Annotated in this window: 14 protein-coding genes (1 of these 14 running past the window's edge); 11 read left to right on the top strand and 3 right to left on the bottom strand. The window is 61.9% G+C overall.

Features of this window, described 5'->3' with window-relative positions:
- The first annotated feature begins 54 nt into the window (after positions 1-54).
- Entirely contained in the window at positions 55-222 is a 168-nt protein-coding gene (locus AB8B31_RS19400) for a Flp family type IVb pilin (protein ID WP_018448080.1), read from the top strand.
- A 15-nt stretch (positions 223-237) separates the two neighbouring features.
- Here the strand turns inward: AB8B31_RS19400 and AB8B31_RS19395 are convergent, their stop codons facing one another.
- Positions 238-1,122 carry a methyltransferase domain-containing protein gene (locus AB8B31_RS19395; protein ID WP_018448079.1) on the bottom strand — a complete coding sequence of 295 codons (885 nt, stop codon included), beginning with the start codon at positions 1,120-1,122 and terminating at the stop codon, positions 238-240.
- A gap of 77 nt (positions 1,123-1,199) precedes the next feature.
- On the opposite strand from AB8B31_RS19395, the gene AB8B31_RS19390 reads away from it, so the two are divergent.
- Genes AB8B31_RS19390 through AB8B31_RS19375 form a run of 4 tightly spaced genes read left to right on the top strand, consistent with a single transcriptional unit; the run spans position 1,200 to position 3,558 of the window.
- A complete protein-coding gene (locus tag AB8B31_RS19390; protein WP_018448078.1) occupies positions 1,200-1,976 on the top strand; it encodes a ComF family protein in 777 nt (258 codons plus the stop codon).
- A gap of 31 nt (positions 1,977-2,007) precedes the next feature.
- A complete protein-coding gene (gene grxC / locus AB8B31_RS19385; protein WP_011653683.1) occupies positions 2,008-2,265 on the top strand; it encodes a glutaredoxin 3 in 258 nt (85 codons plus the stop codon).
- 10 nt (positions 2,266-2,275) lie between these two features.
- Positions 2,276-3,133: a carbon-nitrogen hydrolase family protein gene (locus AB8B31_RS19380; protein WP_018448077.1), complete on the top strand. Its 858-nt coding sequence runs from the start codon at positions 2,276-2,278 to the stop codon at positions 3,131-3,133.
- Positions 3,130-3,558, top strand: a complete 429-nt coding sequence (locus tag AB8B31_RS19375) for a DUF1178 family protein (RefSeq protein ID WP_028734611.1) — start codon at positions 3,130-3,132, stop codon at positions 3,556-3,558. The genes AB8B31_RS19380 and AB8B31_RS19375 overlap by 4 nt, the downstream gene beginning before the upstream one ends.
- Positions 3,559-3,639: 81 nt before the next feature.
- On the opposite strand, the gene ubiG is transcribed toward AB8B31_RS19375, so the two are convergent.
- Entirely contained in the window at positions 3,640-4,386 is a 747-nt protein-coding gene (gene ubiG / locus AB8B31_RS19370) for a bifunctional 2-polyprenyl-6-hydroxyphenol methylase/3-demethylubiquinol 3-O-methyltransferase UbiG (protein WP_028734612.1), read from the bottom strand.
- Between the two features lie 296 nt (positions 4,387-4,682).
- Here ubiG and AB8B31_RS19365 point away from each other — a divergent pair, with 296 nt between their 5' ends.
- The 6 genes from AB8B31_RS19365 (at position 4,683) to clpB (ending at position 14,254) form a co-directional block, all read left to right on the top strand.
- Positions 4,683-5,957, top strand: a complete 1,275-nt coding sequence (locus AB8B31_RS19365; protein ID WP_011653679.1) for an aspartate kinase — start codon at positions 4,683-4,685, stop codon at positions 5,955-5,957.
- Positions 5,958-6,046: 89 nt separating this feature from the next.
- A complete protein-coding gene (gene ptsP / locus AB8B31_RS19360) occupies positions 6,047-8,314 on the top strand; it encodes a phosphoenolpyruvate--protein phosphotransferase (RefSeq protein ID WP_018243744.1) in 2,268 nt (755 codons plus the stop codon).
- Positions 8,315-8,343: 29 nt separating this feature from the next.
- A complete protein-coding gene (gene prfA / locus AB8B31_RS19355) occupies positions 8,344-9,423 on the top strand; it encodes a peptide chain release factor 1 (protein ID WP_028734613.1) in 1,080 nt (359 codons plus the stop codon).
- Positions 9,420-10,280 carry a peptide chain release factor N(5)-glutamine methyltransferase gene (gene prmC, locus AB8B31_RS19350; protein WP_028734614.1) on the top strand — a complete coding sequence of 287 codons (861 nt, stop codon included), beginning with the start codon at positions 9,420-9,422 and terminating at the stop codon, positions 10,278-10,280. Before prfA ends, prmC begins: the two co-directional genes overlap by 4 nt.
- A 341-nt stretch (positions 10,281-10,621) precedes the next feature.
- Complete coding sequence (locus AB8B31_RS19345; protein WP_028734615.1) at positions 10,622-11,401, top strand: DUF4167 domain-containing protein; 780 nt, start codon at positions 10,622-10,624, stop codon at positions 11,399-11,401.
- Between the two features lie 252 nt (positions 11,402-11,653).
- On the top strand, positions 11,654-14,254 hold the full coding sequence (clpB, locus tag AB8B31_RS19340) for an ATP-dependent chaperone ClpB (protein ID WP_028734616.1): 2,601 nt from the start codon (positions 11,654-11,656) through the stop codon (positions 14,252-14,254).
- A 98-nt stretch (positions 14,255-14,352) separates the two neighbouring features.
- Here the strand turns inward: clpB and AB8B31_RS19335 are convergent, their stop codons facing one another.
- Positions 14,353-16,081, bottom strand: partial view of a M23 family metallopeptidase gene (locus AB8B31_RS19335; RefSeq protein WP_018243739.1) — the 3' portion only. Its footprint extends 212 nt past the window's final position; 1,729 of the gene's 1,941 nt are visible here — the last part of the coding sequence; its start codon lies beyond the right edge, outside the window; it ends in the stop codon at positions 14,353-14,355.

Raw genomic sequence — 16,081 nt, 5'->3', positions numbered from 1 at the left:
ATGGTCGTGGAATTGGTCGTTTGCCGTCGGTTTCGCTCAAAGGGTCGCGAAATAATGCGTATTTTGAAAGCATTTCTTGCAGATAACAGAGGTGCGACGGCAATTGAGTATGGCTTGATCGCCGCCCTCATTTGTGGCGCGCTCATCTCCGGTCTCGGGGTCTTCACCGGCGCCCTGCAGGACGTCTTCAACGTGATCAACAACAATATGACGGTGAATTGAAGAAGCAGCCGGCCGTTACTGCTTGAGCTTGTGCTCGTCCACCTTCAATGCATCGGCAAGGCGCGCCTTGGCCGAACCCGGCCTGAGCGGCTTTTGCTGGCTCTCATGGGCAGCCCATCCCGAGACATAGATGATCGAGAAGGTGGCGCGGATGCGTCCATCGGGATCGGAATAACGTTCGGCGTAGATCTCCGCCGCGCGCAGGAAGAAGGCGCGTGTCAGCGGCATCCGGGCTCGGGCCGCAAGCGGATTGCTCATGCCCATCGCTCGCAGATCCCGCATCAGCGGAAAGAGCGAATCATAGCGCACCGTATAGTTCTCCGCATCGATTACCGGCAAGGTGAAGCCGGCGCGCTGCATGAGGCTGCCGACATCGCGCACATCGGCGAAGGGGATGACACGCGGGCTTGCGCCACCCGTCATCTCGACCTCGGTGGCCAGCAGCACATCGCGCAGTTCCTGCAATGTGCCGGCGCCGGGGATCGCCGCCATGAACAGGCCGTCCGGCTTCAGGGCGCGGCGGATCTGGATGAAGACACCTGGCGTATCGTTGGTCAGATGCAGGCTGAGCGGCGCAAGGATAAGATTGGCCGATTGTTGTTCGAGCGGCACGTCCTCGAGCGGCGCCTCGATCAATGTTTCGCTCGGCCCGGCATAGGCCTTCTCGCTTTCGATGCGTATCATCGTGCCGATTTTGCCCGTCGCCAGCGCGGCACGGGCGGCAGCACCGGTTGCGCCATGCAGTTCGACGGCGGTCTCGAAAGTCCGTTCGACCACAGTAAGCCGCTCGGCCATTTCCTCAGCGGCAATGTCGAGCAGGAAGGCGGCTTTCGGGTCGTTGTTTACAAGCGCGCGATGGCGATGTGCGGCGATCAGGGCTCTGTCGAAGATCGTTTCCATGGCGATGTCCTTAGTCCCGCGCCGCCTGTGCGGCAAGACGATTTTCCTTTCGCGAAGAACAGGCTAGTCTCGGCGGCATGGGACTGATCAACGTTGAAAAACCGTCAGAGTTCTTGCGGGCGCATCTCTTGCGGCCGTTTTCGGCGCTTGCCGATTTCTTTTATCCGCCCGCCTGCTCCGTCTGCGGTATTTCCACAGGCGGCCATCGCGGGCTCTGCGCAAAATGCTGGTCCGGCATCCGCTTCATCGAACGGCCCTATTGCGAGGTGCTTGGCATTCCCTTCTCGCATGATCTCGGCGTCGGCATCCTCAGCGCCGAGGCGATCGCCAACCCGCCGCCCTTCGACCGGCTGCGGTCGGCTGCGACCCATGACCATGCGGTCCGCGATCTCGTTCATGGGCTCAAATATCGCGATCGCACAGATCTGGCGCCGATGATGGCTGCCTGGATGCTGCGCGCTTCCGACGGGACGGTCGAGAGCTGCGATGCGCTGATCCCGGTGCCGCTTCACCGCACCCGCATGCTGGCGCGCAAGTTCAACCAGGCAGCCGAGCTTGCCCGCCATATGGCAAGGCTCTCAGGCAAGCCGCTGCTTGCCGCCACGCTTATTCGCGTCAAGCGCACCAGCCAGCAGGTCGGCCTCGGTGCCAAGGCGCGTGAGGACAATGTCAGGGGTGCTTTCGTGATTGCCAAGGGTTGCGAAAACGACATTTTCGGCAAGCGCATCGTCCTCGTCGACGACGTCTATACAACAGGGGCGACGGTCGCTGCGGCAAGCCGGACACTGCGCAAGGCGGGTGCGGCCGACATAACGGTTTTGACCTTTGCAAGGGCTCTCTCCGAGCCTATATGACAGGAATACCCGGCATCAGTCTGGAGAGATTATGGTACCCGTCACCATCTACACACGGCAGTTTTGCGGCTATTGCACCCGCGCCAAGTCCCTTCTCGAAGAAAAGGGCGTCGAATATGTCGAGCACGACGCGACCTTTTCGCCGGATCTTCGCCAGGAGATGATCGGCAAGTCGAACGGACGGACCACTTTTCCGCAGATATTCATCGGCGCCGATCATGTCGGCGGTTGCGACGATCTCTTTGCGCTCGATCGGGCCGGCAAGCTCGATCCGATGCTGGCGGCTTGAGGAAGAACCGATGAGCTTCAAGGCCGCAGCTGTCCAGATGTGCTCCGGGGTCGATCCGGCGAAGAATGCCGCCGCCATGGCGCGGCTGGTGCGCGAGGCCGCTGCCCAGGGCGCGACCTATGTGCAGACGCCCGAGATGACCGGCATGCTGCAGCGAGACCGTGCGGCGGCACGCGCCGTGCTTGCCGACGAGGCGCATGACATCATCGTCAAGACAGGCTCAGAGCTTGCCGTGGAGCTCGGTATTCACATGCATGTCGGTTCGACAGCGATTGCCCTTGCCGACGGCAAGATCGCCAATCGCGGTTTCCTGTTCGGTCCCGACGGCAGGATTCTCAATCGCTACGACAAGATCCATATGTTCGACGTCGATCTCGACAATGGCGAGAGCTGGCGTGAAAGTGCCGCCTATACAGCCGGCTCGGAGGCCCGTGTCCTGTCGCTACCCTTTGCCGAAATGGGCTTTGCGATCTGTTACGACGTGCGGTTTCCCGCGCTCTTCCGCGCCCAGGCCATGGCCGGCGCTGAAGTGATGACGGTGCCCGCCGCCTTCACCAAGCAGACCGGCGAGGCGCATTGGGAGATCCTCCTCAGGGCACGGGCGATCGAGAACGGTGTCTTCGTCATCGCCGCCGCGCAGGCCGGCCGGCACGAGGACGGGCGCGAGACTTTCGGCCATTCGATGATCATCGATCCCTGGGGCACGGTGCTGGCGTCGGCCGGCGCCACCGGTGCGGCGGTTATCGTCGCCGAGATCGATCCCGCCGCGGTCAAGGCCGCGCATGACAAGATCCCGAACCTGAGGAATGGCCGGGAATTCTCGGTCGAGAAGATTGCGGGAGCAGTCGCCGGAGGCGTCGCCGCTTGATCCGCTATTCCCTCACCTGTGACAATGCCCATGAATTCGAAGGCTGGTTTTCGGAAAGCGCCGATTTCGATCGTCAGGTCGAAACCGGTTTTCTGACCTGCCCGGTCTGTCATTCCGCCGCCATTTCCAAGCTGTTGATGGCGCCTTCGGTGTCGACGGCGCGGAAGAAGGACGAGAGGCAGACGCTGGCGATGGATGCCATGCGCCGCGAGGCCCTGCAAAAGCTCAAGGAGGCCGTTGCGGCGGTCAAGGCCAATTCCGAGGACGTCGGCACGCAATTTCCCGAGGAAGCCCGCAAGATCCACTACGGCGAGGCGGATGCCCGCGGCATCATCGGCCAGGCGACGTTCGACGAGGCGCAGGCCCTCCTCGAAGAGGGCATCGAGATCTCAGCCATTCCTGTTTTGCCGGAAGACGTAAACTGACGTGTAGTCCACGCCGCTCGCCTTCTATGATTTCGGCCTGCGTATCGCGCTGAAAGTGTAGCCGGCTTATTGACGGCGGGACTAAGCCGGCCGCTTTGCCATCAGCATATAATTCACGTCCATATCCTTGGACAGGTTCCATTGGTTCGACAGCGGATTGAAGAAGACGCCGGCGCGGTCGGTGATCTCGAGGCCGTTTGCGGCCAGCGGCTTTTCCAGCTCTTCCGGGCGTACCAGCTTTTCATACTGATGCGTGCCGCGCGGCAGCCAGCGCAGAATGTTCTCGGCGGCGAAGATGGCAAGCGCTGCCGCCTTCAGCGTGCGGTTGATGGTGGCAACGAAGATCAGGCCGCCGGGGCGGACCATTTTCGCGCAGGTCGTCATGAAGAATTCGACATCGGCGACGTGTTCCACCACCTCCATGTTCAAGACGATATCGAAGGTCTCGCCAGCCTCGGCGAGCTCCTCGGCGGTGACGGCGCGATAGTCGACCGAAACGCCGGAGGCCTTCGCATGGGTGGAGGCGATGCCAATATTCTTCTCGGACGGATCGGCGCCGACGACGGACGCGCCCATGCGGGCGACAGGTTCGGATAACAGACCGCCGCCGCAGCCGATATCGAGCACGCGCAGGCCCTCGAGCGGGCGCGCGCTTTTCGGATCACGGCCGAAATTCTCGCAGGCTTTGTCTCTTATATAGGCGAGCCGGACGGGATTGAACTTGTGCAGCGGCTTGAATTTGCCGGTCGGGCTCCACCATTCCGCCGCCATCGCCGAGAAGCGGTCCACTTCACCTTGGTCGATCGTGCTTCTGGCGCCTTCCGTCATCGTCCACTCCTTCATTCGTGAGATGTGAAGTCGGACGATCGGGGGCATAAGTCAAGGGTGCAGACCAGAGGACTGACGAGGGCGGAACCGCTCGCCAATAGCTTTTATCGCCCGCGCTTGCCTCCCCCCGCCAAACTCGCTAAGAGACGCCGCAACTTGGGGCCTTTGGGGACCTGGGCCTTAGAGCGGTTCCGGAAGTTGGGAATCCGGCTCTCTGGCCAAGCGGTCTGCCCCAGAGCTTTCGTGATGCCGGGTCCGGTTTTCCGCTTTCCCGGCGCCAGTCGTGGTAGAGGCATATGGCACGCATCGTAATGAAATTCGGCGGCACGTCCGTCGCTGACCTGGACCGCATCAAGAATGTTGCCCGCCACGTAAAACGCGAAGTCGATGCCGGGCACGAGGTCGCGGTAGTGGTGTCGGCCATGTCCGGCAAGACCAATGAACTGGTCGGCTGGGTCCAGGGCACGCCGAAAGTGATCGGCGCCAATTCTCCATTTTACGATGCGCGGGAATATGATGCGGTGGTCGCATCCGGCGAGCAGGTGACATCCGGGCTGCTGGCGATCGCATTGCAGGCGATGGATATCAATGCCCGTTCCTGGCAGGGATGGCAGATCCCGATCCGCACCGATAACGCGCATGGCGCGGCGCGGATCATGGAGATTGACGGCTCTGACATCGTCAAACGCATGGGCGAGGGGCAGGTCGCCGTCATCTCCGGCTTCCAGGGGTTGGGACCCGACAACCGTATCGCGACGCTCGGGCGCGGCGGATCGGACACTTCGGCCGTCGCAATCGCGGCAGCTGTCAAGGCAGACCGCTGTGATATCTATACTGACGTCGACGGCGTCTACACGACCGACCCGCGCATCGTGCCGAAGGCGCGCAGGCTGAAGAAGATCGCCTTCGAGGAAATGCTGGAAATGGCCTCGCTCGGCGCCAAGGTACTGCAGGTGCGCTCGGTCGAGCTTGCCATGGTGCACAAGGTGCGCACCTTCGTGCGCTCATCATTCGAAGACCCCGATGCTCCGGGCATGGGCGATCTGCTGAACCCGCCCGGAACGCTGATTTGTGACGAGGATGAAATCGTGGAACAGGAAGTAGTCACCGGCATCGCCTATGCCAAGGATGAGGCTCAGATCTCGCTTCGCCGTCTTGCCGACCGGCCGGGCGTGTCCGCGGCGATCTTCGGACCGCTCGCCGAATCCCATATCAATGTCGACATGATCGTCCAGAATATTTCCGAGGACGGGTCGAAGACCGACATGACCTTCACCGTGCCATCAGGCGACGTCGAGAAGGCGATCAAGGTGCTCGGCGACCATAAGGAGAAGATCGGCTACGACGTCGTGCAAAACGAATCGGGGCTGGTGAAAGTATCGGTCATCGGCATCGGCATGCGCAGCCACGCGGGCGTTGCCGCGACCGCATTTCGTGCACTTGCCGAAAAAGGCATCAACATCAAGGCGATCACGACCTCCGAGATCAAGATTTCCATCCTGATCGACGGTCCCTATGCAGAACTCGCTGTCAGGACTTTGCATTCCTGCTACGGTCTGGATAAGAATTGATTCCCAGTGGGCGGCCTGCCCCTTCAGGTTGAGGAGGCGAGGGCCGGCCTGCCGGGACTGAGTGCGTTGTTTCGGGAGCTTGAGACGCCATGAGAGACCTTTCCGGCGGTCCGCGCGTGCTGCTCAGGCGGCTGCGCGAGTTGATGGCGGAGCCGCTGGAGCCGCAGGAGCGTCTTGACCGGATCGTCCGCCAGATTGCCGGCAATATGGTGGCGGAGGTTTGCTCCGTCTATGTGCTGCGTGCCGACGGCGTACTCGAACTCTACGCGACCGAAGGCCTCAACCGCGAGGCCGTGCATCTGGCGCAACTGAAGATGGGGCAGGGCCTGGTCGGCACGATCGCGGCCTCGGCCCAGCCGCTGAACCTTTCCGACGCGCAGTCGCACCCTGCTTTCCGCTACCTGCCGGAAACGGGCGAAGAAATCTACCATTCCTTCCTCGGTGTGCCGATCCTCAGGACCGGGCGCTCACTCGGCGTTCTCGTCGTGCAGAACAAGGCAAGCCGCAACTATCGCGAGGAAGAGCTGGAAGCGCTCGAGACGACCGCGATGGTGCTTGCCGAAATGATCGCCACCGGCGAGCTCAAGAAGATCACCAAGCCGGGCCTCGAACTCGACCTGACGCGTTCGGTGACCGTCGATGGCGACACTTATAATGACGGCATCGGCCTCGGTTACGTCGTGCTGCACGAGCCGCGCATCGTCGTTACCAACCTGCTGAACGAAGATGCCGAGAAGGAAATCCGGCGGCTGGCCGAAGCCATGGGCTCGCTTCGGATTTCAATCGACGACATGCTGTCGCGTCGCGACGTGTCGATGGAGGGCGAACATCGTGAGGTGCTCGAAACCTATCGCATGTTCGCGCATGACCAGGGCTGGGTGCGCAAGCTCGAGGAGGCGATCCGCAACGGCCTGACGGCGGAAGCAGCAGTCGAGAAGGTGCAGAGCGACACCAAGGCGCGGATGATGCGGTTGACCGACCCTTATCTGCGCGAACGCATGCATGATTTCGAGGATCTGGCGAACCGGCTGCTCAGACAGTTGACGGGTTATACCGGCCGGACGACCGCCGAAGGTTTCCCCAGCGACGCAATCATCCTGGCGCGCGCCATGGGGGCAGCCGAGCTGCTCGATTATCCGCGTTCCAATGTGCGTGGGCTGGTGTTGGAAGAAGGGGCGGTGACGAGCCACGTGGTGATCGTCGCACGCGCCATGGGCATTCCGGTCATCGGCCAGGCGGCGGGTGTGGTGGCGCTCGCCGAGAATGGTGATGCCGTGATCATCGACGCCGACGAGGGGCATGTGCATCTGCGGCCGATGGCCGATCACCGGCGTTCCTATGAGGAAAAGGTCCGCTTCCGCGCCAGGCGGCAGGAACAGTTCCGGGCACTGCGCGCCGTCGAGCCGGTGACCAAAGATGGGCAGCGGATCTCGCTGATGATGAATGCGGGGCTGTTGGTCGACCTGCCGCAGCTTTCGGAATCGGGTGCCGAGGGCATCGGCCTCTTCCGCACCGAACTGCAATTCATGATCGCCTCCACCATGCCGAAGGCGGATGAGCAGGAGCAGTTCTATCGCAATGTGATCAAACAGGCGGCGGGCCGCACCGTCACCTTCCGTACGCTCGATATCGGCGGCGATAAGGTCGTGCCCTATTTCCGCGGCCATGAGGAAGAAAATCCGGCACTCGGCTGGCGCGCCATCCGGCTGTCGCTCGACCGGCCGGGACTGTTGCGCACCCAGTTGCGCGCCCTGCTAAAGGCATCGGCCGACACCGAGCTGAAGCTGATGGTGCCGATGGTGACCGAGGTTTCCGAGTTGAAGATGGTGCGCGAGCTTTTGCAGAAGGAAGTGCAGCATCTCTCACGCTTCGGCCACGGCTTGCCGCGCAAGCTGCAATTCGGGGCGATGCTGGAGGTGCCGGCCCTGCTTTGGCAGCTCGACGAACTGATGGAGGCGGTCGATTTCGTCTCGGTCGGTTCGAACGACCTCTTCCAGTTCTCGATGGCGGTCGATCGCGGCAATGCACGGGTTTCGGACCGCTTCGATCCGCTGGGCAAGCCGTTCTTGCGCATCCTGCGCGATATTGTGCGCGGGGCAGAGCGGAACAAGACGCCGGTGACGCTCTGCGGCGAGCTCGCCAGCAAACCCATCTCGGCGATGGCGCTGCTCGGTATCGGCTTCCGCTCGATCTCGATGTCACCGGCCTCGATCGGACCGGTGAAGGCGATGCTGCTAGGGCTCGATGTCGGGGCGCTGACGAAGGCGATGGACGAGGTGCTGGACGATCACCACGCCTTGACGCCGATGCGCGAGGTGCTTGCCCGCTTCGCCGAGAGCCACAATATTCCCCTTTAGACAGAGATTAAGAAGAATCGGAGTGAAGGGTGGCGAAGCTTCCCGTTGAAAAGATGCGCGAGCTGGAACGTCGTTTCGGCGAGATCGAGGCGCGCATGTCGGCTGGCCCGGCTGCCGATGTCTATGTGAAGCTCGCATCCGAATATTCCGAGCTGCAGCCTGTCGTGACGAAGATCCGCGTCTATGAGAAAGCGGTCGCCGAGCTTGCCGATCTCGAAACGCTGCTCGAGGATAGGTCGGTCGACCGCGAGATGCGCGACCTCGCCGAGCTGGAGCTGCCCGAGGTGAAAGAGCAGATCGAGGTGCTGGAACAGGAGATGCAGATCCTGCTTCTGCCGAAGGACGCAGCGGACGAAAAGAGCGCGATCCTCGAAATCCGCGCCGGCACGGGCGGCTCGGAAGCCGCTCTTTTCGCCGGCGATCTGTTTCGCATGTACGAGCGCTTTGCGGCGGAAAAGGGCTGGAAGGTGGAGGTGCTCTCGGCGAGCGAGGGCGAAGCCGGCGGCTACAAGGAAATCATCGCGACGATTACCGGTAGGGGCGTCTTTGCCAAGCTGAAATTCGAATCCGGCGTGCATCGCGTGCAGCGCGTGCCGGAAACTGAGGCGGGGGGCCGCATCCATACGTCGGCGGCAACGGTGGCGGTGCTGCCCGAGGCCGAGGAGATCGACATCGAGATCCGGGCTGAAGACATCCGCATCGACACGATGCGCTCTTCGGGTGCTGGCGGCCAGCACGTTAATACGACGGACTCGGCGGTGCGTATCACCCACCTGCCGAGCGGCATCGTCGTCACCAGCTCGGAAAAATCGCAACACCAAAATCGCGCCAAGGCGATGCAGGTGCTGCGCTCCAGGCTCTACGACGCGGAGCGGCAGCGGGCCGACAGCGAGCGCTCGGCCGATCGCAAAAGCCAGGTCGGCTCCGGCGACCGCTCGGAACGTATCCGCACCTATAATTTCCCGCAGGGGCGTGTGACGGACCATCGCATCAATCTGACGCTCTATAAGCTTGATCGAATGATGGAAGGCGAGATCGAGGAGGTCGTCGACGCGCTGATGGCCGATTACCAGGCCAGCCAGCTGGCGCAGCTCGGCGAGCAACAATGAGCTCGACGGTCGCCGATATGCTTGCCGAAGCGCGCCGTCGCTTCACCGAAGCCGGTATCGTCGACCCGGCGACCGATGCGCGGCTGCTTGTCGCGGGCCTTCTGAAATTGTCGCCGACCGAGCTGTTGACGCGATCGGCCGAGAGGCTTTCTCCTGAACAGGCCGAAGTGATTTTCAAGGCGCTGGAGCGGCGGCTCGGCCATGAGCCGGTGCATCGCATTCTCGGCGAGCGGGAATTCTATGGCCTGCCGCTGCGGCTCTCGGCGGAAACGCTGGAACCGCGGCCGGATACGGAAATCCTGGTCGATACGGTTCTCGTCTATCTCAAAGACCTTGCAAAGGCGCAAAGCCGTCTCCATATCCTTGACATGGGAACCGGGACCGGGGCGATATGCCTTGCGCTTTTGAGCGAGTGTCCTGATGCGTCAGGTGTCGGCAGCGACATATCGGCGGATGCACTTCTGACGGCAAGATCGAATGCAGAAAGAAACGGGTTGCAGGATCGTTTTCAGGTCGTCCAGTCGAGTTGGTTCGAGAACATCCAGGGATCGTTTCACGCGATTGTCTCAAATCCGCCCTATATTGCTTCCAATGTCATTCACGATCTCGCTCCCGAAGTGACGAAATTTGATCCGGCTGCGGCTCTGGATGGCGGCCCGGATGGGCTTGACGCTTACAAAGCCATAGCCAAGGATGCGGCAAGGTTCATCAGGCCCGATGGGGTCGTCGGACTGGAGATCGGCTACGATCAGCGAAACGACGTGACGGCGATCTTTGAAGCGAAAGGCTTCAGGTGCCTCAAATCCGTGAAAGATTATGGTCAGAACGACAGGGTGCTCGTGTTCGCGCTCACGTGAGAGACGACAATCCGGCATTGAACAGGACATTATTGTTATTGCGAAGAAAAGGCTTGGATTTCCCGGTGAAGCAATATAGGTTGCGGTCACGTGTTGGGCAGATAGGAATGAACGAGATTCGTTCGGTACTTGGTTTGCCTCGGGGGTCCGCTCTTTTAAACGAGAGTTTCAACGGTTGAACACGACCCAATGCGTGAATCAGTCAAACTGACTTGAGAACCAAGCGGCAGGTCGGCGCAAAGGCGCAGTATGCTCGCGGCACAAAGGTCCTGACCCGGTTTCCGGTCATGGCGGTTGGTGCCATGTATCCATCACAAACAGAGAATTCAGGTGAACGATCTATGAGGCCAGGACAGCAGAACAAGCGCGGTCGAGGGCGTGGTAACAATAACAACGGCGGCGGTGGCGGCGGCGGTGGAAATAACAATAACAACAATTTCAACCGCAAGGGCGGCAATCCGCTGACCCGGACCTATGACAGCTCCGGCCCCGATGTGAAGATTCGCGGTACTGCGCAGCATATCGCCGAAAAATACGCGCAGCTCGCCCGCGACGCCCAAAGCTCCGGCGATCGCGTGATTGCCGAGAACTATCTCCAGCACGCCGAACATTACAATCGTATCATCGCCAGCGCCCAGGCGCAGATGCAGGAACGCTTCCAGCGCGACGACCGCGGCGAGTACAATGATCGCGAAGGTGCGGACCGCGACGGCGACGATATGGATAACAATGAGAATGACAATGACAATGACGGCGACGACGTCGTTATCGTCCAGCCGCCGCAGAACAGGCAGCATCAGCCGCAGAGCAGGCAGCACCAGCCGCAGCCGCAGGCACAGCAGCAGCCGAAGCCGGTACCCGCTCAGGCGCCGGCACCGGCACCCCAGTCCGAACTCATCGATGGAACCGGCCCACAGCCGGAGATCGAAGGTATTCCGGCCGAAGTCGCCATGGACGAGGAAGGTGCCGGCGGCCAGCCGCGCGAACGCCAGCCCCGCCGCCGCAGCACCGGCAGCCGTCCCCGTCGCCCGCGTCGCGGTGCTGAGGGCGAAGAAGCCGCCGCTGAAGGCGAGGGCGCCTCTGCCGAGGCGCCAGTGCTGGCTGACGTCGCATCGGAATGAGGATTTCGCTTCCCCTTCAAGGGCGAGCGTGAAGTTCATGCCATCTGCTCGAATTAGCTTGAAAATCCCCGGCCTTGTGCCGGGGATTTTCATTTTACGGGCTCTTTAAACTCGCAGAACAGGCTACCATATTCTCTTCGAACTGCTTCGCCCGAATCCCAGACGGGCAAAGCGCGACCTGCCTTTTCAGGGGGTCGATCTCAATCATCGGTCTGCGCCTCGTCAGGGCAGGGCGATCCATGGAGGTACCATATGAATATCGAGAAATATTCGGAGCGGGTGCGCGGTTTCATCCAGTCCGCCCAGACCTATGCGCTGGCGCAGGGTCACCAGCAATTTACGCCCGAACATGTGCTGAAAGTCCTGCTCGATGACGATCAGGGCATGGCGGCATCGCTGATCGAGCGCGCCGGCGGCGATGCCAAGGCCGCCCGCCTTGCCAATGACGCAGCTCTCGCCAAGTTGCCGAAGATCTCCGGCGGCAACGGCAACATTTATCTGGCGCAGCCTCTCGCCAAGGTCCTTTCGACCGCTGAAGAAGCGGCGAAGAAGGCCGGCGACAGCTTTGTCACGGTCGAGCGCCTGCTGCAGGCGCTGGCGATCGAATCCTCGGCCTCGACCTTTTCGACGCTGAAGAATTCAGGCGTGACGGCCCAGGGCCTCAACCAGGTCATCAATGACATCCGCAAGGGCCGGACGGCGGATTCCTCCAATGCCGAGCAGGGTTTCGATTCGCTGAAGAAGTTCGCACGCGATCTCACCGCCGAAGCGCGCGAGGGCAAGCTCGACCCGGTGATCGGTCGCGACGACGAAATCCGTCGCACCATCCAGGTGCTTTCGCGCCGCACCAAAAACAATCCTGTGCTGATCGGCGAACCCGGGGTCGGCAAGACGGCGATCGTCGAGGGCCTGGCGCTGCGCATCGTCAACGGCGACGTGCCGGAATCGCTCAAGGACAAGAAGCTGATGGCGCTCGACATGGGCGCGCTGATTGCCGGTGCGAAATACCGCGGCGAATTCGAGGAGCGGCTGAAGGCCGTGCTCAATGAAGTCCAGGCTGAGAACGGCGAGATCATCCTGTTCATCGATGAGATGCACACGCTGGTAGGCGCCGGCAAGGCGGATGGGGCGATGGACGCCTCCAACCTCTTGAAGCCCGCCCTTGCCCGCGGTGAGCTGCACTGCGTCGGCGCGACCACGCTTGATGAATATCGCAAACATGTCGAGAAGGATCCGGCCCTTGCCCGCCGCTTCCAGCCCGTCGTCGTCGACGAACCGACGGTCGAAGACACGATCTCGATCTTGCGTGGGCTGAAGGAAAAATACGAGCAGCATCACAAGGTGCGCATCGCCGATGCGGCGCTGGTGGCCGCGGCGACACTTTCCAACCGCTATATCACCGACCGTTTCCTGCCCGACAAGGCGATCGACCTGATGGACGAGGCGGCAGCGCGCCTGCGGATGCAGGTGGATTCCAAGCCGGAAGAGCTCGACGAGCTCGATCGCCGGATCATCCAGCTGAAGATCGAGCGCGAGGCGCTGAAGAAGGAAACCGACATTGCCTCTGCTGACCGGCTGAAGCGGCTGGAGACCGAACTGACCGGCCTCGAAGAGGAAGCCGATGCACTGACGGCTCGCTGGCAGGCGGAAAAGCAGAAGCTCGGCCTTGCCGCCGATCTGAAGAAGCAGCTCGACGATGCCCGCAATGAACTGGCGATCGCCCAGCGCAAAGGCGAATTCCAACGTGCCGGCGAGCTGACCTACGGTGTCATTCCGGATTTGGAAAAGCAGCTCGTCGACGCCGAAAAGCAGGATGGCGAACGCGGCGCGATGGTGCAGGAGGTCGTCATTCCCGACAATATTGCCCATGTCGTTTCCCGCTGGACCGGTATTCCGGTCGACAAGATGCTGGAAGGCGAACGCGACAAGCTGCTTCGGATGGAAGACGAACTGGCGAAATCGGTGATCGGCCAGGGTGATGCGGTTCAGGCCGTGTCGCGCGCCGTCCGCCGCGCGCGGGCCGGCCTGCAGGATCCGAACCGGCCGATCGGCTCGTTCATCTTCCTCGGCCCGACTGGCGTCGGCAAGACGGAGCTCACCAAGGCGCTTGCCCGCTTCCTCTTCGACGACGAAACGGCGATGGTGCGTATGGACATGTCGGAATATATGGAGAAGCACTCCGTTGCCCGGCTGATCGGTGCGCCTCCCGGCTATGTCGGTTATGACGAAGGCGGAGCGCTGACGGAAGCCGTGCGCCGCAGGCCCTATCAGGTCGTGCTGTTCGACGAGATCGAAAAGGCGCATCCCGACGTCTTCAATATCCTGCTGCAGGTGCTGGACGACGGACGTCTGACGGACGGCCAGGGCCGGACGGTCGATTTCCGCAACACGATGATCATCATGACCTCGAACCTCGGCGCCGAATATCTGACGCAGCTGAAGGACGGCGACGACAGCGACACGGTTCGCGAGCAGGTGATGGAAGTCGTGCGCGGGCATTTCCGGCCGGAATTCCTGAACCGCATCGACGAGATCATCCTCTTCCATCGCCTGAAGCGCGAGGAGATGGGCGCAATCGTCGATATCCAGCTGAAGCGGCTGGTGGCCCTGCTGTCCGAGCGCAAGATCGTCATCGATCTCGACGAGGAAGCCCGCCACTGGCTGGCGAACAAGGGTTACGACCCGGTCTACGGCGCAAGGCCGCTGAAGCGGGTGATCCAGAAGTTCGTGCAGGATCCGTTGGCCGAGCAGATCCTTTCTGGCCAGGTGCCGGACGGATCGACGGTAAAGGTGACGAGCGGTTCGGACCGGCTACAGTTCAGGACGATGCAGACGGTGAGCGAAGCGGCGTAAACCGGTTTGCCGGATGGATGGGAAATGGCGGCTTCGGGCCGCCATTTTTCGTTTGGTGGCCGAGGCGTCTCCTGGAGGGGAACCAGCGTAGATAGACGCTACTTGCTCGCCACCTGGTCTGGCGTCTGGTTGTTCAGCAGCGTATCGATGCGCTTGCGCTCGTCCTCGAATTTCGCCAGCGCCTCGCCCTGCAGCGATTTGCCGCCCGGCAGGCGGATGCGCAGTGGATCGACCTTGGTGCCGTTGACGATCAGCTCGTAATGCAGGTGTGGGCCGGTGGATTCGCCCGTCGTGCCGACCCAGCCGATCACCTGGCCCTGGCGGATCTTGGCGCCGGGGACGACGCCCTTGGCGATGGCGCTCTGGTGGTTGTAGGAGGATTCATAGCCATTGGCATGGCGGACGATCGTCTGGTTGCCGTAACCGCCGGAATCCCAGCCGGCTTTTTCGACCGTGCCGTTGCCGGCGGCGATGATCGCCGTGCCGCGGGGTGCAGCCCAATCGACGCCGGTGTGCATGCGGGCAAAACCGAGGATGGGGTGGCGGCGCATGCCGAAGCCCGATTTGAAGATGCCGTTCGGCACCGGGTTGCGCAGCAGGAACTGGCGGATGCTCTTGCCGTTCTCGTCGAAATAATCGACCGTGCCGTCGTCGGGGTCCTGGAAGCGGTAGAAGCGTGTCTGCGTGTCGCCGAAACGGGCGTTGACATAAAGCAGTTCGGAATCCTCGGTCGCCTGACCGGCGCTGTCGGCGACGGAGAAGAAAGCCTCGAGACTGTCGGTCGGCCTCAACTGCGCCTGGAAATCGACATTGCTGGCGAGCAGCTTGATAATCAGCGCCGTCATATCCTTGGTCATGCCGTAGGAAAGGGCAGCACGATAGATGCCGTCATAGACGCGCGGCAGGTTCTGGCCGGGGGGCGGTGCGAAGGAATTGTCATCGAAGGCGGTGGCGATGGCATCCAGCATCGGCGGCTCGCTGCCGGGCACATATCTGCCCTTGTCGTCGACGGCCACGGTGACGAGATGGCGCGTGCCGCGATAGACGCTGGCTCGGATGATCTTTGCCTGTTCGCCCTTCTGGATGATGCCGATGCGCAGCACGTCGCCCTTGTCGAGATCACTGGAACCCAGTTGCTGCGCGATGTAGCCGGCAATGCCATCGGCATATTGCTGCGGATAGCCTGAATCCGTCAGCGCCTTGGCGATCGGCGTGTCGACGCGCACGGGAAGGATGTCGTCGGCGAATTCTTCGGTCTGCGGCGTGATCGATTCCGATGCGGAGACCGTCATGTTCTGTTCGAGTACGCGGGCGGACAGACCGGCGGTCAGATCGACATCGGCATCCTCGTTGGAGAAACGACGCGGATCGACGTAATAAAGGGCTGCGAGCTGAGTATTGCCGTCGGTCAGCACCGAGCCGTTGGAGCGCACATTCTCTTCGACCTCCTCGAGCGACAGGCCGGATGCCATCTGCATGCCGGTCTTGCCGGTCGGGAACGGAATGGTCTTCAGGCTGACTTCGGATTCGACGTCGGAGCCGTAAAGCGCGCCGGTGCGGCTTTGCGGCGCGGGCTGCGGCTCGTCGGCGGAAAAGATCGCCAGGGGATCGAAGTCGGGATAGTCCTCCGTCGCCACATGATTGGCGGCCAGCGTCATCTTCACATGCGCGAAGGGCTGGCGGCGCACCACTTCCTTTTCGCCGTCGTGGATGACGGTTGAAACTTCCATGATGGCACGGTCAGACGGTTTTGCGGCAATGGCGGGCGCGACCAGCCGGCCGCCACGGACCACGGTCGTATCCTCATGCGCGTCAGCCGCAACGCTC

Origin of the sequence: Rhizobium sp. 62_C5_N11_2 (assembly GCF_051811185.1) — a bacterium.
GTDB classification, from domain to species: Bacteria; Pseudomonadota; Alphaproteobacteria; order Rhizobiales; family Rhizobiaceae; genus Rhizobium; species Rhizobium leguminosarum.
Note: the sequence above shows the minus strand (reverse complement) of the source record. Positions and strands in the feature narration are given on the sequence as shown.